General features: G+C 66.2%; 16 protein-coding genes and 1 tRNA gene. 3 read left to right on the top strand and 14 right to left on the bottom strand.

Annotated features, from left to right (window positions below; genetic code table 11):
• The 5 genes from L6Q96_12015 to L6Q96_11995 all read right to left on the bottom strand — a co-directional run.
• On the bottom strand, positions 1–1296 hold a 1296-nt coding region (locus L6Q96_12015; protein MCK6555285.1), incomplete at its 3' end, for a YfhO family protein.
• Between the two features lie 95 nt (positions 1297–1391).
• Positions 1392–2177 carry an energy-coupling factor transporter transmembrane protein EcfT gene (locus L6Q96_12010; GenBank protein MCK6555284.1) on the bottom strand — a complete coding sequence of 262 codons (786 nt, stop codon included), beginning with the start codon at positions 2175–2177 and terminating at the stop codon, positions 1392–1394.
• Positions 2178–2180: 3 nt separating this feature from the next.
• Positions 2181–3887, bottom strand: coding sequence for an energy-coupling factor transporter ATPase (locus L6Q96_12005; GenBank protein MCK6555283.1), 1707 nt, complete (start codon positions 3885–3887; stop codon positions 2181–2183).
• A gap of 1 nt (position 3888) precedes the next feature.
• On the bottom strand, positions 3889–4665 hold the full coding sequence (locus tag L6Q96_12000) for a QueT transporter family protein (GenBank protein ID MCK6555282.1): 777 nt from the start codon (positions 4663–4665) through the stop codon (positions 3889–3891).
• A 41-nt stretch (positions 4666–4706) separates the two neighbouring features.
• A complete protein-coding gene (locus L6Q96_11995; GenBank protein ID MCK6555281.1) occupies positions 4707–4868 on the bottom strand; it encodes a hypothetical protein in 162 nt (53 codons plus the stop codon).
• A gap of 263 nt (positions 4869–5131) precedes the next feature.
• Between L6Q96_11995 and L6Q96_11990 the strand changes: the two genes are divergently transcribed.
• Positions 5132–5204, top strand: a tRNA-Asn gene (locus L6Q96_11990).
• 408 nt (positions 5205–5612) lie between these two features.
• Here the strand turns inward: L6Q96_11990 and L6Q96_11985 are convergent.
• From L6Q96_11985 to L6Q96_11975, 3 genes are all read right to left on the bottom strand, one after another.
• Entirely contained in the window at positions 5613–6545 is a 933-nt protein-coding gene (locus L6Q96_11985; protein MCK6555280.1) for a hypothetical protein, read from the bottom strand.
• Positions 6546–6933: 388 nt separating this feature from the next.
• On the bottom strand, positions 6934–8031 hold the full coding sequence (locus tag L6Q96_11980) for a DUF2332 domain-containing protein (protein MCK6555279.1): 1098 nt from the start codon (positions 8029–8031) through the stop codon (positions 6934–6936).
• A 229-nt stretch (positions 8032–8260) separates the two neighbouring features.
• On the bottom strand, positions 8261–9931 hold the full coding sequence (locus L6Q96_11975) for a C45 family peptidase (GenBank protein ID MCK6555278.1): 1671 nt from the start codon (positions 9929–9931) through the stop codon (positions 8261–8263).
• Between the two features lie 232 nt (positions 9932–10163).
• Between L6Q96_11975 and L6Q96_11970 the strand changes: the two genes are divergently transcribed.
• The gene (locus L6Q96_11970; GenBank protein MCK6555277.1) at positions 10164–12977 is read left to right on the top strand and encodes a penicillin acylase family protein; all 2814 of its coding nucleotides are present in this window, start codon (positions 10164–10166) and stop codon (positions 12975–12977) included.
• Between the two features lie 99 nt (positions 12978–13076).
• On the opposite strand, the gene L6Q96_11965 is transcribed toward L6Q96_11970, so the two are convergent.
• Both L6Q96_11965 and thrC read right to left on the bottom strand, forming a co-directional pair.
• On the bottom strand, positions 13077–14273 hold the full coding sequence (locus tag L6Q96_11965) for an aminotransferase class I/II-fold pyridoxal phosphate-dependent enzyme (GenBank protein ID MCK6555276.1): 1197 nt from the start codon (positions 14271–14273) through the stop codon (positions 13077–13079).
• Between the two features lies 1 nt (position 14274).
• The gene (gene thrC, locus L6Q96_11960) at positions 14275–15624 is read right to left on the bottom strand and encodes a threonine synthase (GenBank protein ID MCK6555275.1); all 1350 of its coding nucleotides are present in this window, start codon (positions 15622–15624) and stop codon (positions 14275–14277) included.
• A 174-nt stretch (positions 15625–15798) separates the two neighbouring features.
• Between thrC and L6Q96_11955 the strand changes: the two genes are divergently transcribed.
• Positions 15799–16980 (top strand): hypothetical protein, encoded by a 1182-nt coding sequence (locus L6Q96_11955; protein MCK6555274.1) that lies wholly within the window; start codon positions 15799–15801, stop codon positions 16978–16980.
• Positions 16981–17013: 33 nt separating this feature from the next.
• On the opposite strand, the gene L6Q96_11950 is transcribed toward L6Q96_11955, so the two are convergent.
• The 4 genes from L6Q96_11950 to metF form a co-directional block, all read right to left on the bottom strand.
• A complete protein-coding gene (locus L6Q96_11950; GenBank protein MCK6555273.1) occupies positions 17014–18213 on the bottom strand; it encodes a TolC family protein in 1200 nt (399 codons plus the stop codon).
• A gap of 157 nt (positions 18214–18370) precedes the next feature.
• Entirely contained in the window at positions 18371–18832 is a 462-nt protein-coding gene (locus L6Q96_11945; GenBank protein ID MCK6555272.1) for a hypothetical protein, read from the bottom strand.
• A 287-nt stretch (positions 18833–19119) separates the two neighbouring features.
• Positions 19120–19356, bottom strand: coding sequence for a hypothetical protein (locus tag L6Q96_11940; protein ID MCK6555271.1), 237 nt, complete (start codon positions 19354–19356; stop codon positions 19120–19122).
• A 6-nt stretch (positions 19357–19362) separates the two neighbouring features.
• Positions 19363–20235, bottom strand: coding sequence for a methylenetetrahydrofolate reductase [NAD(P)H] (metF, locus tag L6Q96_11935; protein ID MCK6555270.1), 873 nt, complete (start codon positions 20233–20235; stop codon positions 19363–19365).
• Positions 20236–20274 lie beyond the last annotated feature (39 nt).

Below are 20274 nucleotides of genomic sequence, written 5' to 3'. Positions count from 1 at the left end.
TGGCCCGAGGAGCAAGACGGCGGCGATGCCGATGACACCGGCGACCGCATACAGGCGACTACGCCCCGGCATGTTCACCGCCAGGAGCCAGAACACACCCGGCAAGAGAATCGGACCGAGCACCCACCACCGGCGCCGGCCGGGCCGGTCGCGTGCCGCGCTCATCACGGTGTCGAGGCCGATGCCGCTGAGGACCGCGCCGGCGAACGCGTAAAGGAACAGGATGCGGTTGGGAATGCGAAACCACGTTGCCGCGGGCAGGGCGCGATACAACGAGAACAGGGGTGTGTGGACCGTCAGTGCAAAGCCGGCAGAGAGCAGGAGGACGCACCAGAGAAATGCCACGCGTACGCGATCGCCGCGCGTACAGAAGGCGAGGGGCGCAAGAAGCAGCGGCAATATGCCGAGATAAGAGAAGCGGGGATGTCCGGCACGGGAATCCACGGTTTCCGCGAGCAGTTTGCCGGGCGCGACGGGGCCGTAGGCGAGCATCTGTGCGATTGAAAGACCCCCCGGGCGTCGCGGCCCGAGACTTTGCAACTCCAGCGTCGGCAGGAGCTGAACGGCGGTCAGGCCCAGGCCGATCGCCGCGCCGGCGGCAAGCAGACCGCCCAGCCGAACGAGGTGACGTCTCTCGCCTGGACGAAACCACGCGGCGGTCAGTCGCACCGCCGAGTACGCGGCGAGCGCATACATCGAGTAAAGCCAGGTCTGCAGCCACCCTGCGAGCAGGGGCATGGCTACCGCTGTGGCCAGCAGGACAGCCCAGCGCAAGCGCCGGTCGGAGAAGATCTTTTCGATGGCGAGGAACCCGAGCGGCAGCCATACCGCCGCCGACAGCGCCGGAGTAAACCAGAGGGCCTCCAACACGAGGAAGCCGGACCACATGAACACCACGGCGCCGGCCACTGCCGCCCAACGACCGAGACGAATGGTGCGGCAGTACAGATACATGAAGAGGCCGGCGGCAAAGAGGTGGAGAACCACCGTGCACTCGATGGCGACCTCGGTGCGCGGTACCAGCAGATAGAACACGTTCAGCGGATAGAAGATGCCGTAGAGCACGGTGGCTAGCAGCGGAACGCCGCAATACTGAAACGGGTTCCACAGTGGGATCTGCCCGTCGCGCCACCACGCGAAGGCCCGGTGGGACATCGGGTAGATCTGCATGAAGAGATCGTTGGACGGAGCAGCGAGTTCGTACCCCGTCTGCACGATGCGGAATTGCCAGAAGACCAGCGTTCCGACGGCCAGCGCCGCGAATACCGCGAGATCGAGGACGGATTCCCTGGACACGCCGCGTTCCTTCATGGCGCGGCTGGACCTGCCGAGCGCGACGAAGTTCGGGGCCGGGGCGGGCGGACGCGGGAGTTCGTCCTCATGTCGGCGGCCTAGGTTAGCGGCACCGCGGTGAATCCCGCGTACCACAGTGCGACGTAGGCGGCGGCGACTACCAGTGCGGCCAGCAATGCCACGGCATCGGTGCCGCGGAAACGGTAATGATCGTAGGTGGTCCGCCGGTGCCCCGACTGGAAGCCGCGCCCTTCGAGGGCCATCGCCATGCCGTCGGCGCGCCGCAAAGCGCCCATGAATACGGGCACGATTACCGGCACGTACCGGCGCACTCGCTGGGCGATTCCGCCCGTGTCGAAGTCGAAGCCGCGGCAGCGCTGCGCCTGTACCACCGTCGTGGCCGAATCGATGAACACGGGTACCAGGCGGAAGGCCAGCGTCATGGTGAAACCGAGCTTGTAAGGCATCCCCAGACGCGTCAGCGCCCAGGCCAGTTCCTCGATTTTCGTTGTCGATAGAAACACCACGCCGATGGACAGGAACGTTACGAGCTTCAGTGCCATCCCAAGCGCGAATTCGGGGCCGGCCCGACTTACTTGCAGCGGCCCCCATTGCAGCAGCGGCGTACCGCCGCGGAAGAACAACGTCCAGATGGCGAAGGTCATCGCAAAGACCAGCCCGAACAGCCAGCGCAGGCGGCGTACGTTCGGGAATCCGTTAGCGGCAGCTATCAACAGGACCGCCAGCGTCGTCAGCGGCAGCAGGCTTACGGGTCGTTCGCCGACGAACGCCGCCACGAACACCGCGAGCATGCCGACGACCTTCACGATCGGGTGCAGTGCGTGCAGGCGGGTCGGCGGTTCGATGTAGAGAAACAGCGGCACGGCTCAACGCTCCCCTGGCGGTCCGGCGAGTGCGGCGACCAACTCCGCGACTGACAACGGCGTAAACCCGAAGCGGCGGCCCAGCCGGGTGGCATCCGGCACCCGGAAGTGCGAGGCCGCGAGCAAGTCCTCCTCGGCGAACAGATTTCGCAACGGGCCGTCGAAGCGGATGCGCCCGCTCTGCATCAGGACGCCGCGCTCGGCGTACTCGGCGACGACCCACGGGCTGTGCGTGATCATCAGAATGGCCATGCCGCCCCGGTGCAGAGCGGCGATCAGGTCGAGCATGCGGACCTGCTCGGTGTAGTCGAGGCCGGTGGTCGGCTCGTCGAGGATCAGCAGCCGCGGCCGCATGGCCAGCAGGGAGGCGACCGCGAGGCGCTCCCTTTGTCCCTTGCCGAGCAGGAACGGATCCTCGCCCTCGCAGCCCAGCAACCCGACGGCGGCCAGGGCGGTCTGCACCCGGTCTTCGAGTTCCTCTTCGGTGACGCCGAGATTGCGCGGTCCGAACGCTACTTCGTCGAGCACGGTGGGGGCGAAGAGCTGGTGGTCGGGATTCTGGAAGACGTAGCCGATATCGGCGGCGACTTGCTGCAACGGCAGCTCGTGGAGGTTGCGGTCGCCGAGCCGCACGGTTCCCGTATCGGGACGCAGTAGCCCGTTGAGCGTCTTGGCCAGCGTGGTCTTGCCGGAACCGTTCTGCCCGATCAGGGCAACGAGTTCGCCCGGGAAGATTGCGAGCGAGACGCCGTCGAGGGCGCGCGTTCCCGCTTCGTAAGCGAGGGTGAGATCGCGAGCCTCGACGATCGGCGCTGGGTGCCCATGCGGCGGTGCCGCGGCGGCGACGGGGGTTGCGGTCTGCGGCGGGTTCGACGGGTGGCGCCGGCGCAGTGCCGCTTCGGCATCGTCGATCGAGCGCGGGACGGGTTCCAGTCGCAGTGCGGTGGCCACGGAATGCAGGTCGGGCGGGCGAACGCCGTGCGCGCGCAGGAAATCGACCTGTGGCAGCAGCCGCGCCGGTGTGTCGTCGGCCACGACGCGTCCCTCGTGCAGGACAACCAGTCGGTCGGCGTCTTCGGCGGCGGCGCTTTCGTGTTCGATGACGAGCATGGTCATGCCGTCTTTCCGCATGCGTCCCAGGACGGCAAAGATCTCGAGCTTGCCGATCGGGTCGAGGTCCGTGGTCGGTTCGTCGAAGACGAGGATATTGGGCTGCAGTGCCAGAGTCGCTGCGATTGCCAGGCGTTGCTTCTCGCCGCCCGAGAGAGTCGTCGGATCGCGGCGCTCGAAGCCGGTGAGTCCCACGGCGGCGAGCGCGGCCGGTACTCGGCGGCGCATTTCCGTGGGCGGAACGCCGAGCTGTTCCATGCCGAAGGCGATTTCCTGGACGACGTTGGTCGAAAAGAGCTGGGCCTCGAAGTCCTGCGAGACGAGGCCGACGAGGCCGGCGAGTTGGGCGACGCTCTCGGTTGCCAGCAGGCGGCCCAGGACGGTCACGGTGCCGGTGAGTGTCCCGTGCTGGAACGTCGGCACGGTGCGGTTGATCGTCTTGGCGAGGGTCGTCTTGCCGGCGCCCGTGGCGCCCATGACGACGACCATTTCGCCGCGGTGTACGGTCAGCGACACCTCGTGGAGGGCGGGGCGCGTCTGTTCGGCGTAAGTGAACGAAACGCGGTCCAGCCGGACGGCGATTGGGGCGGGGGAGCGCACGCTACAGCAGGTACAGCGCCAGAACGATAAGCGCGACGATCGGCAGCAGGCCGATACCGACGGCGAGTCCATGGGTGCCGGCGCCGGCACCGACGAGGGGGAGAACGAGAGCGCCGGTGGACAGGAGGTTGCCGAGGAGCATCCCGGCGCCGGCGGCGGCGACGAGCAGGGCGAGGGCAAGCAGGCGAACCGGGCGTGGACGGCGTGGTCTAGGGGGCAGGAGGTCCTTGTAGAGCAGCCGGCCACGCTTTACGCGTGGGTAGATAACGGCGAGCAGGAAGGGTGTCAGCACGGCCGCCACGGCGAAATTGTTGACCAGAACCACATTGCCGAGCACGGAGAAGGGGACGAAGCCGAGCAGATTGATGCCCCAACCGACCACGAGGGCGCACACGGCACTGGCCAGCAGGACGACCCCGGTGAAGGCGATCCAGGTGGCCGGGGATGTCGGGATCGGGTCGCGATCGGTCAGCGCCTCCCATGCTTTGTAGGGCACGCAGCCGTAAAGGAAGTTGGCGAAGAAGCCGAAGAAGTCGCCGGGGCCGATACCGCCGAAGAAGTCGCCGATGACATTGCCAATGGCGGCACCCCAGGCCGCGGCCGGACCGAACAGGAAGGAGCACACGACTGGCACTGCGTTTGCGGGGCGGAACTCGGTCACTCCGGGGATGATGGGCAGGACCTTGAAGGGGATCAAGATGGCGGCGTAGAGCGACGCGCTCATGGCCGTCAGTACGACCATGCGCGTGTTCCGCCACATGGTGATCAACTCGGACATGAGTTCGGGTCGACAGTTTTCCGATTGAGGTCGAGGCTCACTTACAGTCGTCGCCGGGGAGAGAAAACTCCCTCGGGTTCGCCGCGCTGTTCCGCTTCACGCGATTCCACGTCCGGCACCAGCGTCGCGCCGCAGTTGGTGCACGTGCCGCCCGGGGGCTGTACGGTGTAGGTTTCGCGGCACTTCGGGCAGACGTAGCACATCGGGAGTCACCTCTTCTCCGCGGCTTCGGCGCACTGCGTCTCGGCGCCAAGCGCAGCACGGTCCGCAGGGGTGTTTCGGTGGGGCATGCGACAAACGTTTCCCTGTAACGCCGCTGGTATAGGGCAGGCCACGGACGCTGGCAAACGGCGAACGACGGCCCGCGCGGTAAGAGCGACGAGCAACGCCTTGCAGCCCCACAATGCCTATGGTACCCACCCCTTTTTCCGCGTGGTCGAAGATCGTCGACGCGGCCGCAACGTGGTCCCCGGTAGCTCAGTCGGTAGAGCGATCGGCTGTTAACCGATTGGTCGCTGGTTCGAGTCCGGCCCGGGGAGTAAGGAAATCAGGGGGTTGGCTCCGAGAGGGGCCAGCCCCCTGGTTTTTTGATCCGCGTCTGGTCCGTATCTTTGCGAATGTTCATCATTGGGCTGTTCGAAGAGCGGCAACCGTGGGCAGGTGAGCTGCGACACGCTGTCGGTGCAGCTCGGCGGTACGCGGCAGTGCGCCGCGCCGGTCCCTGCCTTCCGTGAGTGACGGAAACGGCACGACGTCGAGAAGGCACGGCGCCCGTGTTCTCGGTGAGCACAGGTGTCGCGCAAGACGCGAAAGATGACCCGGAAGGGGGCTGTATAACAACGTGGGAAGTCCGCTGTCGGAGATGCCTCGTCTGTCGTACCTGAAAGCGCAGGGACCGGACCGGTCATGCCGGCCCGGTCCCTGGTTTCGGTTATGACGAGGGATGTCTAGTTGCGGCGGCGCTGTGCGGCGAGGAACCCGCCAACCGCAACGACCAGACTGGCCACGGCCATGCCGACGGGCGAGAAAGCGGGCACCGGAGAGGTCTGTACGGGGGGGCCACCACCGCAGGAACACGTCCCCGGTTCCAGCTCGATGACGGCAATAGCGCCACCTCCCTCGGCCTCGCGGGAGAGCAGGGCCAGGTTGGGTGCGAAGTTCACCGGGTCGCACTCCAGACCCTCGTCGCGCGTACCGCCCGGCGAGGCGAACACGCCCAGGAAGTCGCCATCGCTCTTCTCGACTTGAACGATCTGCACGAGGCCGTTCTGCCCGAGATAGAGCAAATCGCCGTTCCCGACCACGACGCCGCTGATGAAGCCGAGGGTGCCACCACCGGCGTTCTTCGGGGTGATCTGATTGATGAACGCGCCAGTGGTCGTGTAGTGATCGATGACGCTGCTCACGTCGCCACTGATCCAGAGACTGTCGTCGGTACCGTCGTATCCGATCCCGTCGCGGAAGGAGCCGATGCTCGATCCGCCCGCAAAGGCGAAAGTCGCGACGCCCGTAGTCGGATCGAGCTGGTACACGTTGATGGGATTGGTGTTGTGCTCCTGTGCCCACAGAACCTTACGACCCTCATCCCAGGCGAACTCGTCCATGAACAGCGGCGTACCGCTGCCGGCCGCCGTGACCGGCGTAGTGTCGAGGAGGTTCCCATCCTTGTCGATCGTGTAAAGGTTCGAATCGCTGGCGTTCGTGTAGAAGATGTTTCCGGTGCAGTCGGCGGCGACGCTGACGCCGAAACCGGTCACCGGGAGCGCGATCGTCTTGATCAGCGTCCCCGGCTGAGCATGGGCTGCCCCGATCCATAGAACAGTTAGCGCTGCCGCCGCAGCAACCCGAGCGAGCAAGCAAAGACGCAGATGTGACGACATTGGTTACCTCCCCGTAGTCAAGCGACAAACCGCGGGCAGTGTCGCACCACAGCGAGGTCGCGTCAACGCCCACCTGAGAGAACTTCGGGCAACTGGCGCAACTGACCCGCAACTGACGAGACACTCACGAGACGCTCAGTCGTCGATTGACCTTGGAACGGGCGGGCGGCCACGTGGGCAACCGCTACACCTGCCCTGGAGGGCCGGTCAGGGAGGCGTCACGACCCCGTAGCGAACGGACGTCCCCTCATCGAGTGGTGCCGGCGAGTGAAACCGCTTCTCCCGGAAGCGTCCAGTGCAGTTGCCCTTGCGATTGGCGCGGCGAGCAATCGACTCGTCGATTACCCCCATGAACCAGCTCAGGTCCCACCGGCGCGCGTGCCGACGGTCAACAAGGTCCGCACGTACCCAACCAGGTTACCCATCGCCCCTGGGGATCGGCGCGGGCGAGTGTGCGCTCTAAGCCCCCGGGCCACGAAGTCAGGCGGAGCTCGGCTTTCGGCGTGCCGAACATTTCGAGACGGAGCCAGGCGACGGGCGCAGCCCGTGTCGCGCGCTTCCCGGCGGCGGCGATCGTTTCCGTAACGCGTGTGCGTTCGTCTTCCGACAGGTACCACCACATGATCGAGTGGAAAACGATGGAGATAACGCCCTGGACCGATGGGTCGAGCTGCTCGGCCAGCCAGTCCGCTGCGGCGCGGCGCATGATTCGGGGGGGATCGCAGCGCGCCGCGGCGATGGCGGTGCGGAGTTGTCCGAGCCTCTCCACGTGGTCAGCCCATACGAATGCCTCGAGAGTGCGGGCTTGCTCGACGTCGGCGAGGTCGATGGGCGCGATGTCGCATCCAGCCATCGACGCCACCTGGACCCGGCCGCGCAGAACGGCATCGTCGCCGTTCCAGCCGCAGCGCACCACCACGGCCGCTGCCGGGTCTCCCCAGGCGGGTCGGAAAGTCGTGACCGGCGGCGGTCGATCGGGCTCGCATGCCGCTAACTCGTACCGGTAACGGTGCCAGCGCTGGTTCAGGCCGGCGCTGCTCCCGATCTCGAGGCCGCGCAGCGGCAAGCCGTGTTCGTTGGCGAGGGCGAGGAAGCCGCCGAGCAGGGCGGCGCTGCGACGAATCTCGTTCGTCTGTACCTGGCGGGCGAGGCCCGCGCGGAACTCGTCGGCGCGCGCCCTGACTAGATCGCTAAACGCGAGCCAGGCATCGGGCATGTGCGGGGTCCCACCGGCGGTGGGATAGAAGCGCGCGAGCTGGGGAGCGGTGCCTTCGAGCACCATGCGGTGAGCGGCGCCAAGGAGGCGCAACGGCAGAGCGTCGGCCATCGGCAAGCCCTGCCAGCCGTCGAGCACGTCCGCAATTGGGCCGCCCGCCTCGATGTCGTCAGCGGCGCGCGCGAGGAACTCGGCGTAAAGCGGAGAATCGAAGCGTTCGCAAAACCCGCTCTGGAGGCGAAATGCCTCGATCGTCCCGTCCGCGAGCATCGTGCAAAATCCACCGCGAACCGGCCGGCGTCAAGGACTGTCGCTTGTTGCCGCCCACCTCAACCCGGGTAAAGACCAGCGCTTTGACGGGCGCCACCTCGCCTCAAATGCCCGCCTCACATTCCTGTCCTGCGAAGATCTTGGGGAGGATTGCAGGCTCTCCCAGGCTGTTCACGCCGTCCGCCGGAATGTCTCTCGGATTACCCTGTTCATGGGGTGCGCCCACCGGTCACTCCGGCAGGTACTGGAGATGCGGGATGGGTTCGACGACGGCGCGGCTCAGTGGGGCGGCGAGGCCGGCCTGGGCGTGGTCGCGCACCCCGGCGGTACCGAAGTCGGTGTACTGCGGCGCCGCGTCGAGGGCTGCCAGCGCTTCCCGATAAGCAACGAGGGCGGCGGCGCGCTGCCCGCGCTCGTCGGCGACGATCGCGCGGGCGAGGAGCGCGGCGACTCGCACCTCGAAGGGCGCTCGCTCCAAATCGATCCCGGCCAACAGTCGGTCCGTACCGAGCGCGTCGCCCAGCCGCCAGCGCACCATCGCGCGCGCAAAGGCCAGTCGATCCGGGTGCAGCATCCCGGATTCGTCGGTCGCCAGGTCGTCCCAGATCGTGCCGGCCGCCGCCGAGTTGCCGGCCTCGTATTCGCGCACCGCCTGGCGGGCGCGGGCAAGCAGTGCCTGTTCGCGGGCAAACTCCGGCGTGTCGACACGCGGGTCGGCCGGCAGGGACGGGGTCTGGGTCAGGTCGGTGGCGACCGAGAACGGCCGGTACGCGCCAAAGGGCGCCGCGGGTTCCATCGTGACGGCGTGCCAGAGGGTCCTGGTCGCGGGTTGCAACACCGCGGCGTTGAGCACGAAAACATTGGCGACGCTGGGATCGGTCACGTAACGCGTATTCGAGCGATCGCGAAGGATCTGCGATGCCAGCAGCGGCGTCAGTCGACCGACGTGGGGGCGTACCGCTGCCTCCATTGCCGCCAGGCGCTCGAACGAGTCGGGAGATCGATAGCGATCGAACGGGATCATCACCGGCGTGCGGGCGTGATTGGCCTGCGCGAACCAGTCGCCCTCCGGACGGAAGGTGGCGCAGGCGCTGGGGGTGCATTCGAGCATGGCAATCTCGCCGGCGGCGTCGGCCATCACCATGAAAGTCGGCATGGCGCGCTTGCCGACCTCGGTGAATACCCGAATGCCGTCAGCGACGGTGCGTGCCGTCTGCAGCGCGCGACGATCGCGCATCTGTGGCGGTATTCCCATGAATTCGTCGGTGATGAAGAAATTGAACGACAACGAGAAACCCGCCGCGTTCATGCCGATCGCAGGAAGGCCGATGAGAGGCCAACCGCCGAGGATGTACGGCATGTCGCCGTTGCTCGGGTGCGCAAGGACAAGGACCGGACGCAGGACGCCATTCCCGTCGCCCCAGTCGACGTTGCGCCCGATAAGCGCGCCGCCGTCGGCGGTGGCGGCCCCGGTCGCCGCAAAGACCGTCGATCCGAACGAAGAAGCCATAACCGCCCGCAACAGGTCGGCTCGCGGCACCCCGAGGCCGTCGGCAACGCCATTCATCTCGTCGAAGAAACCGCTTTCTTCGAACCATGGACCGACGATGGGCAGGACCGTCGCGCCGAAGTCGACGATTCTCAGGCGCATGCCGCCGCCCGCAACGTGACGGCGGTACTTCTCGAGGTGATACTCGTACATCCGTCGGGCGACGTCCCCCAGCAGACTTACCTGCTGCCGTCCCATGTCGTAGTACGAGCCGTACACGTGCAGGACGATCAGATCCCCGTGGTCCTCGCGCCGCGGTACGTCGTAAGCCGGCTCTGCCGTGACGGCGCCGGCGGAGACGAGTGCCCACACCAGCAAGGCCGGAAACCGCCCGCGCCACCGTCGATGCACGGGCTGAGATCCGCCGCCAGTCCACGGGCGCCGCGTCTTACCCCCAGGCCGCAATGGGTAACCTCCGCGGCGACTGTTGCGGTTTTGTGGCTCGACATCAAGAGGCGAGCGTCGCCGGCGCGGTCCGGTTGACTAACCGCGACCGGTGCTCCTAGATGCGAAAGGGTTCAAAGCGTTACCGATTGCCGGTGGGGACGGCGTTGCCCCGGCGCCAGGTGACAGGGAGGTCGAGATGCGTGGTCGTCGAATGGCCCCGGTCGGGGTTCTGGTGTGCATTCTGGGGTTCATGGCGTGCGGTGACAACGACGGCGCGCCCGTGCCGCCGGCCCCCGGCGCCGCCGACCCGATTGCCGAACTTCCGACGGCCGCCACCGTGGATCTCTCCGGGCTGCAAGGTCAGGTGGACGTGGTCGACGACGCTCTCGGGGTACCGCACGTTTATGCCGGGAGCCTCGACGACGCCATCTTCATGCAGGGATACCTGACGGCGGCGGCGCGCTTCTGGCAGATGGATGCGTTCCGGCGTGTGGCCGAAGGGCGACTGAGCGAGATACTCGGTCGCGTGACGCTGGAGATGGACGTCGAGATGAGGACCGTGTTTACCACGCGGGACGGCCGGCGCCTGCAGGACGTGCTGTGGGAGCACATCGAATCGACGGACGCCGAGACGGCGAATGTCGTCAGGTCGTACGCCGCCGGGGTCAACGCGTGGCTCGCGGATCTCCGGGCAGGCAAGAATGGCGCGACGCTGCCGCCGGAGTATGCCGAGATACTGCTCATTGGACTGAAACCCGATCAGCTCGAACCGTGGCGGCCGCAGGATACCATGGCCATCGCACGGCTGCAGGCGTGGAGTCTGTCCGAGACCCTGGGCGAGGAGATCAACTTCGCGCGCATCTGGAAGAAAGTTCCGAAAGCCGTGCGGCGCGACGTCTTCCGGTCCGCCCCCGGCTCGCCAGCGACCGTGTTGCCGGTGTCCGGCCGGGGGGCAGCGGAGCGGGTAGCGGTCCCACAGGTCATTCCCGCGTTGCCGTCGCCGGAGACCCTGGATGCGCTGGCGGCGGCGTTGGCGGAAACGCGGGCCAAGAATCCGTTTGGCGACCGGGCCAGGGGACTTGGCAGCAACAACTGGATCGTGTCGCCGCGCCTGTCGGCGACCGGTCACGCCATGCTGGCGAACGACCCGCATCTGGCGCTGTTTAACCCGCCCGTGTGGCACATGATTCACCTCAATTCGCCGCACCCGGACGGGCACCAGAGCTACGCCAACGGGGTGATGTTCCCCGGCCTGCCCGGGGTCATTCTGGGACACAGCGACCGCGGGGCATGGGGCGGCACGGTAGCCGTGTTCGACGTTACCGACGTTTACGTCGAGACTATCACTACCCCGCCGGATTACCCCGCGTCGCCGCGCACGGTGCTGTTCGAGGGTCGCCAGGTGCCGGTGCTGCGGATCGAGGAAACCTTCCACATCAAGAAGCGCAGTCCCGCCACTTTCGTGATCGAGGTTGTGCCTCACCACGGGCCGATGGCACCCGATCCCAACCTGCGGGACGACGTCGTCGGTCTGGCGGCCACGGGGATGTCGTTCCGTTGGACCGGACACGAGATCACCAACGATCCCCGCTTCCTGCTCGAGATCAACCGGGCGCGCAACGTGGCGGAGTTCAGAGACGCGCTCAGGAACTTCTCCGTGGGAGCGCAGAACTGGGTGTGGGCGGATGTCAACGGCGACATAGCGTACTTCCCGCGCGTGTTGATTCCCCAGCGCCCCGCCGAGGTAGTACCGTATCTCCCGGTGTCGGGCACCGGTGACGCCGAGTGGCTCACCGATAGCGAGGGACGGACGCTGTGGCTGCCGGCCGAGAAGATACCGCAAGCGACAAATCCGGCCGAGGGATTCCTCGCCACGGCGAACAATGACCAGATCGGCAACACCCTCGATAACGATCCGCTCAACGACGCCATATACCTGACGTACTCGGCGGACATCGGTTTCCGCCAGGAGCGCATCCAAGAGTTGCTCAGTAACCGCAACGGGGTCCGGCCACCGGGCGCGAAGATCACCATGGCGGACATGTCGGCTTACCAGTACGACACGGCCAGCCTGGAGGCCGCGCGCCTAATGCCGTTTCTCCTGACTGCGGCTCGCAATCGTCCCGACCTCGTGACTCCGGCGATGGCCGATGCCCTTACCCGGCTGGAAGCGTGGGGCGAGGCGAAAGCGGGTTCGGCACCGTACGACATGGCGTCGGGAATAGACCCGGCGGCGCTGCGGACCGACGTTCCGCCGCGCACCGTGCCGGTATCGGCGGAGGAACGCAGCGATGCGATCGCAGCCTCGATATTCACCGGCTGGGCGACGCGGCTCGGGCGGCGGGTGCTTGCCGATGACTTCGCCGGCACGGGCATCGGTGCCCCCGGCGGCGAAGAGGCAACCAAGGCCATCCTGCACATCCTCGAGGATATCGATCGCGAGGATGCAGGATTCCTTGTCCACACGAAGGGCGATAACGGCGAGAGCAGTCTGTGGGACGACCGGCAAACCCCCGCGGTGGAGACGCGAGACGAGATGCTGCTGGGTGCTTTGCGCGATGGACTCGAATTTCTCGCCGACGAGTTCGCCACGACGGAGCCGGAAAACTGGCTATGGGGGGCCATCCATCAGGTGCGCTTCCAGCACTTCTTCGGCCAGGCCGGCATCGGGAGCTGGGATCTCGGCCCCTTTGCGGCCCCGGGCGGCCGGTTTACGGTCAACCCGGCGTCGTATAGCTGGAACAGTGACGACTACACGTTCTCCGGCGGGCCCTCGATGCGGTTGGTGGTCGATCTCGACCCGGCCGGCATTAAAGCGGTGAATGCCTTGCCGGGCGGCAACAACGGTAACGCCGGTGGGCTGGGAGCCCCGTTCTTCAATCGCATCCAGCCCGAAAGGCACTACGGGGATCGTGTGCCCGGGTGGCTGAACGGCGAGAAGTTCCAGTATCACGTCAGCCGTGCGGACGTGGCTGCCAACGCCGTGCGCAAGACGCGTTACACGCGTTGATGCGCGAGGGGATCCCGGTGCCGAAGCGGACGCTGCACCAGGCTGGCGCTGCGGAGTTGACCGACACAGGGATTGTACCGTGTGCCCGGTGCCGGTTGCTCAGCCGTGATCGAGGGCCTGCGCCAGATCGGCGATCAGATCGTCGGCGTTCTCGATGCCCACGGAGTAACGGATCAGGGAGTCCTTGATGCCCACTTCGAGGCGTTCCTCGGTGGTCAGCTCGTAGAAGCTCATGAGCGCGGGTTGCTCGATGAGGCTTTCGACGCCACCGAGCGAGGGGGCGATACGCGGTATGCGGCAGGCGTCGACCACGCGAGACGCGGCGGCGAGGTCGCCGCGGACCTCGAAGGACACGACGCCGCCGTAGCCCCGCATTTGCCGGACGGCGACAGCGTGTTCCGGGTGACTGGGCAGGCCGGGGTAGTGGACACGTTCGACGGCCGGGTGGGCCGCGAGGAATTCGGCGAGGCGTTGGGCATTCTCGTTCTGCCGGTTAATGCGGAGCTCGAGGGTCTTCATGCCGCGGATGAGCAGGAAGGCGGAGAAGGGATCGGGGATGCCGCCGGTGACGCCCTGCAGTTCGCGGATGGCGGCGACCAGGTCCGCGCTGCCGGCGACGGCGCCGGCGAGCAGATCGTTGTGGCCGCCGAGGTATTTGGTCGCCGAGTGGATGACGAGGTCGATGCCGAAGTCGAGCGGCCGCTGATTGACGGGTGTGGCGAAGGTGGCATCGATAACCGTCTTGACGCGGTGGCGCCGGCCAATGTCGGCAACGCGTTCGAGGTCCAGGATGCGGTTGTACGGGTTGGTGGGAGATTCGCTGAATATCAGCCGGGTCGTCTGTCGGACCGCGTCTTCCATGCGGTCGTAGTCGCCTGCCGGCACGGTCGAGATCTCGACGCCGTAGCGTCGGAGGATCTGGTTCAGGAACTGCCGGGTGCGCCGGTACGCGTCGTCGGTGACGACCACGTGGGCGCCTCGGGAGAGCATGGCGAACAGGGTGGTTGTGATGGCGGCCATGCCGCTGGCGAAGAGCAGGCCGGCGTCCGCGCCTTCGAGGGCGGCGATCTTCTCCTCGGCAACGCGCTGGGTGGGGTTGCCGTAGCGGCCGTATTCCTCGCGGTCGATCCGTCCCTCGAAGTGATCGGCGATTTCCTGCGAGTTCGCGAAGACGTAAGTGGCCGTCTGGAAGATCGGGGTGCTCAGCGCATTCTGGGCTTTCGGGTGGGGCTCGCCGCCGTGTACGGCCACGGTACCGGGGCCATGGCGCCGCGGCGGCCGTTTGTCGGCTGACACGTCAGGCCTCCATGAGCTTGATCTTGTCGGCGTAACGGCGAATCGCTTCGGTGACCTGACGGAGGTCCGCCGGGAGCTCGACAGGATGGTTTGCGTGCTTCGACTGCACGCCCTCGATCTGGCGCAGGTGATAGCGGGTTTTCTGCTCCGCAAACTTGAGTCCGTGCGCCGTGGAGATGACGACGACCCGCTGGTTCGAGCGAATCACCTTGCGCTCGACGAGTTTGCGCAGCGCCGCCAGGGCAACGCCGGTGTGCGGGCAGTTGAACATCCCGGTGCGGTCGGCACGTGCCGCTTCGTCGGCAAGTTCGTTCTCGTCGGCCTGTTCGACGACGCCCTCGAACTCGCGCAACACGCGCACGGCGCGCTTCCAACTCACCGGGTTGCCGATCTGGATGGCGCTGGCGAGGGTCGATCGGGCTTGAACCGGCGCGAAGGTTTCGAAGTTCTTCAGGTACGACAGGTACAACGGATTTGCATGGGCCGCCTGAGCGACGGCGATGCGCGGGAGTTTTTGCGTCAGCCCGAGTTCGCGCATCAACAGTAGGCCCTTGCCGAGGGCGCTCACGTTCCCAAGATTGCCGCCGGGAATCACGATCCAGTCGGGAACTTCCCAGTCGAACTGTTGTACGATTTCGATGCCGACGGTCTTCTGACCCTCGAGACGCAAACTGTTCATCGAGTTGGCGAGGTAGACGGTCTTTTCCGTGGTGATGCTCTTGACGAGAGCCATGCAGCCATCGAAGTCGGTGTCGAGGCTGAGCACCAGGGCGCCGTTGGCCAGGGGTTGCACGAGTTGGGCCGGCGACACTTTGTGCCGGGGGAGCAGGACGACCGCGGGGATCCCTGCCGCCGCGCAGTAGTTGGCGAGGGCAGCCGAGGTGTCGCCGGTCGATGCGCAGGCGATGGCGTGGATCGTCTGCCCCTCGGCGATCATTTGCTTGACCACCGAGACGAGGACCGTCATGCCGAGGTCTTTGAACGATCCGGTATGCGAGTTGCCGCACTGTTTGACCCAGAGGTCCTCGACGCCGAGGAGTTTGCCGTAGCGTTCGGCCCAGAACAGATTGGTGCACCCCTCGTAAGTGGACACGATGTTTTCGACGTCGATGAACGGCACCACCCATTCCTTCTTGCCCCAGACGCCGGAGCCGAACGGAAAGGTGTTGCGACGGTAGCGGTCGTCGAACAACTGCATCCAGGCGGCCGCGGAGCGACGACGCAGTGCCGCAACGTCGTGGACCACGTCCAGCAGATCGCCGCAGCTCGGGCACTGGTAGATAACCTCGAAGAGACTGAAGCGGTTCTGACATCCATTGATGCACTCGAACCACGCGCTGTACTCGCTCATGAACGATGGCTCCTTGCGGCGGGGCGTACCGGGCATCCGGCCGGCCCGGGGCCGTCTCTGCTGGTAGTGGCGCACGGCCGCGCGGTTGTCAACGCGACCGCGGTGGCCGGTGCCTTTCTTGTTGACTAACCGCGGCAGAGCGGCAAAAGACTTACTGTTGGGGTGTTTGCTGACATGAGGGTGATCGATTCGACGCGATTGGGGATGTGCTCTCTCGCCGTGGTGTTGCTTTTGGCCCCGTGGGCGGCCGGGAGTGCGGCGGCGCAGGGAAACGGTCAATTCCTGTGCTCGCTCGGCTCCCGCGACGGGCAGTCGTGCGGTTCCGACGACGACTGTCCGGGCGGCGTTTGCGTTCTGTCGCAGGGAGTCTGCGATGGCGGCGACGACGACGGCTTTCCCTGCTCGTGTGCCGGAGGAACGTGTTCGGGAACCCCGGTGTGCTCGTCGGACGCGAGCTTCGGAACGTGTTCGGGCGGGCCGTTTGCCGGCGAATGCTGCGACCTGGACTTCAACTGCAGTGGAGGCCGGCCGTGTACCGGCTCGCAAAAGGTATGTTTGGGCGGTCAGTCGCAGGGGTTTCCCTGCCTGCGTGATGCGCAGTGCCCGGGCTCGGTATGCCGATCGACCGGGAAGTTCTGTCTCGGGGTCTGCCAGACCGGTGCGAGCCAGGGCGATCTGTGTACGTCTGACGACGACTGCGGCGGGGCGGTGTGTTTCTCCGATTACCAGGACGCGTCCTGTGGGCAAGATGTCGACTGCTGTGTGTCGGGGAGCGTGTGTCCGGCCGGTATCTGCACGGGCGTGACGGCACCGACGCCGACCGCGACGGTGCGGCCGCCGACGGCAACCGCCGGTACCGCAAAGCCAACCCCCACGCGCACGCCGACGGTGCCGGGGCTTCCGACCTCGCCGCCCACGGCAACGGCAACGGCACGACCGACGACGGGCGCCAGCCCGACTCGGTTGCCCGAGGGGCAGAGCATTGTCATCCGGTCGGCGTCGACGGGCGACCGCGATTTGGCACTGCAGGACGCGACGAGCTTCCCGGAGACGGGTTTGATCGAGATCCTGGCCGACTCCGCAGGGACCAGGGTGGCTCTCAAAGTGGGCTACTCGCGGGCGCCTTTGAGCAACACGCTGAGCCTCGATGCGCCGCTGTCGCAGCCCGTTCCGGCGGGGACGGTGGTTCGCAGCACGCCGCGCAGCGCGATCGTTTACGAATCGGTCGCCGAGGGTGCCGGTTGCGCGATGCACGCGGCGGGGCGATCGACGACGGGGTGGCTCATGCTGGTCACCGGGTTCGCGATCGGCCTCAATGCGCGGCGCCGGGGAATTGGTCGCGATCGCTCCGCGTAGACACCTCCCCGCCGGTTCCCAACCTTACCGCCGTCACGGTTCGATCGAGCCGGCGGTCACGCGTTCGAGATCGATCAGACTCAGGTGGTAGTTTTCCAGCGCATCCAGGTAACCGCGGCGCGCTACCAGGAGGTCGATCTCGAGGCCGATCAGGTCCGATACGGTGACTTCGCCTTCGTCGAGCAGGCGTCGCTCCAGACGCAGGTTCTCTTCGCTCCGGGGAACCAGATCGTCCATGTAGGCCCGCAGGCTGGCGGTATTGACCGTTAAGCTACGGTAGGCGTCGTGCACTTCCCGGGCGATCATGGCTTCGAGGTCGGCGAGCTCTCGGCGTGCTTCGTTGCTCTCGGCAAGGGCGTCCTGGACGGCGGGTCCGCCGGTTTGAAATACCGGTAACGACAGGCCGATATCCCCGGCCCACACAGTCTCGCCGTCCTGGTAGCGGGTCACCCCGGTGCCGAGATTGACGTTCGGGATGCGTTCGCGGCGCGCCAGTTCGAGTTCGTGTGCCGTGCGTTTCGCGGCGTGAGTGCGGGCCACGAAGTCGGGCCGGCGCTGCTGAGCGCGTTCGACCAGCGTTTCAACCGTAGCCACGGGGGCGATATGAGGTTCGACGGTGCCCTCGAGCTGGAGTGCCTGTGTGTTCGGCAGACCGCAGAGGGCGCGCAATGCGTCGAGACTATCTTCGCTCGCGTGGCGCGCGGCGTCGACGGCGAGGCGCGCACGACTTTCTTGCATGAGGGCTGAGTTCTGTTCGATGCGATCGGATGTGGTAGCCGGAGCGGGAAGGTTCCTGACGAGCCGCTGGGCGGCCTCGAGGTCTTCGCGCGCCAGAGCGAGACGATCGCGATTGAGGATTGCGGTTACAAACAGGGCACGTGCCTTGGCGCCCAGGTTAAGCACCGAACTCTTGAGATCCCACTGCTCTTCCTGGACGCCGTGCGTTGCGGCCGCCATCCGCTGCTCTCGCTGCCCGGCAATTTCGAACTCCTGGGAAAGGAAAATGAACTGGCTGGGAGCGATTCCGGCGATGCTCGTGCTGCCGCCGCCTCCGCTCAGGTATGGGTTGCCTGGTAGCCAGGCGGCGCTGCGATCGAGTTGAGTTTTTGCGAGGTCAAGCGCCTTCGGATCAGCGCGGGCGGCGGCCAACCGGACGGCTTCGTCGACGGTCAGGCGGAGAGGTAGCTCGGTGGCGACCGCCGGGGCGGACAGCGCGGCCCAGAGGAGAATCACCGCTACCCCGGGGACAAGGCGCCAACACCACCGGTGCATAGAAAGCCAAAATCGCCGGACCCCCGAAACGAAACAAGGCGGGGGTCATAGAGACCCCCGCCTTGTCGCCCAAAGCGGCCCGCGCCAAACGGGCGAAGCGAGGCGGAAAGGCGCGTTCTTACTTCTGGGGTTTGTGCGGCTTATGGGGCTTGTGGGGCTTGTGGGGCTTGTCGACGCTCGGGTTATCCGGGTTGCTGACGTCCTTGTGCGGCTTGTGGGGCTTGTGCGGCTTCTGCGGATTGTCCGGCTTGCCGGGGTTATCCGGGTTGCTGACGTCCTTGTGCGGCTTGTGGGGCTTATGGGGCTTTTGCGGATTGTCCGGCTTGCCGGGGTTATCCGGGTTGCTGACGTCCTTGTGCGGCTTATGGGGCTTATGCGGCTTCTGCGGATTGTCCGGCTTGCCGGGGTTGTCCGGGTTGTTGACGTCCTTCTGCGGCTTGTGGGGCTTGTGCGGCTTCTGCGGTACGTCCGGCTTGCCCGGGTTGTCCGGGTTGCTGACTTCCTTCTGCGGCTTGTGGGGCTTGTGGGGCTTCTGCGGTTTACTCTGGGCCAGCGCCGGCAGCGACAGAAACGCCGCCATGGCCGCTACCGAGATCGCGAAGCCTAGATGTCTCAGTACCCCTCTCATTCCTGCGAGCATAATCTTGCCCTCCCTGTGGTCGCTGTGCGCGCCCGTTTGGTTAATGATGGGTCTGTTGTTACCCTGAGCGCGCTTCTCCTGTCAAGAAGAATTTGCGCCGGGCAGAATTTTTTTGATTCGCCCCCTGAGTTGCCAGGGCTTCCGCTTCGGCTGTACCCTCGAAGAGGCCCAAATGTCCGCAGGCAGGGCGCCGCAAGAGCCCGAGGTTACGAGGCCGGGGAGCGGGGTCAGGCACCGGGGTGCTCCTCTTCGGTCGACTCGTCGTCCACCCAGACGAAGTGGGCCCCGCAGTACAAACAAAGGGCGTCGAGGTACATGACCCCGCGGACGCTGCCCAGCGGGAGACGCTGGCTGTGCTTGTGGCCGCCGAGATCTTCGCAACGGTGTGCCAGCAGACGGCCGGCGCTACGCACGTTGGTCCGGGTCGGCGCCTGGAGCGGAGTGAAGGTTACGATTGTCGGCACGATAGATCAGGAGGCTTGGTGCAGGCGTTCGAAGATGGCCCGCGTCGCCGGGGATTGGTTCAGGGTATAGAAGTGGATTCCGGGAGCGCCGCCCGCCAACAAATCCCGGCACTGTGCGGTGGCATGGTCGATGCCGATACTGCGAACGGCCTCGTCGTTGTCGGCCACCGCGGCCAGGCGGGCGCGGAGCGCCGCCGGTATGTGGGCACCGCACATTGCGGTGAAGCGTTCGATCTGACCGTAGTTCGTGATTGGCATGATGCCCGGGATGATGGGCACGGCGATGCCGTGCGAGCGGGCGCGGGCGACGAAGGCGAAGTAATCGGCGTTGTCGAAGAAGAGCTGGGTGATAATGAAGTCGAGGCCGGCATCCACCTTCTGCTTGAGATGCCGCAGGTCCTGTTCGAGTTCGCGACACTCGATGTGGCCCTCGGGGTATCCGGCGCCGCCCAGCGCGAAGGGGAAGCCGCGCCGGCGAATGAACGCCACCAACTCGGATGCGTACCCGAAGCCGTCCGGCGGCCGCACGAAGCTCGGTTGATCGCGCGGCGGGTCGCCGCGGAGCGCCAGGACGTTTTCGATCCCCGCTGCCGCCAGGCGCTGCAGCACGTCGTCGATGCCGGCCCGGTCGGCGCCGACACAGGTGAGATGTGCCATCGCCTCAATGCCGATGTCGTGCTTGATGCGGCACACCAGTTCGATCGTCTTGTCGCGCGTCGAGCCGCCCGCGCCGTAGGTAACCGAGACGAAAGCCGGGTCAAGTCGGCGCAGGCTGTCGATCGTACGATAGAGGTTGGCTTCGCCCTGGGGCGTCTTGGGCGGGAAAAACTCGAAGGAGTACAGCGGTCCGTTCCGCCCGATCGCATCCGGGATACGCATGGGTGACGGAACACTATCGGAAACCGCCGTCGTTCGGCA

This window comes from Candidatus Binatia bacterium (assembly GCA_023150935.1).
Taxonomy (GTDB): Bacteria; Desulfobacterota; Binatia; order HRBIN30; family HRBIN30; genus JAKLJW01.
Note: the sequence above shows the minus strand (reverse complement) of the source record. Positions and strands in the feature narration are given on the sequence as shown.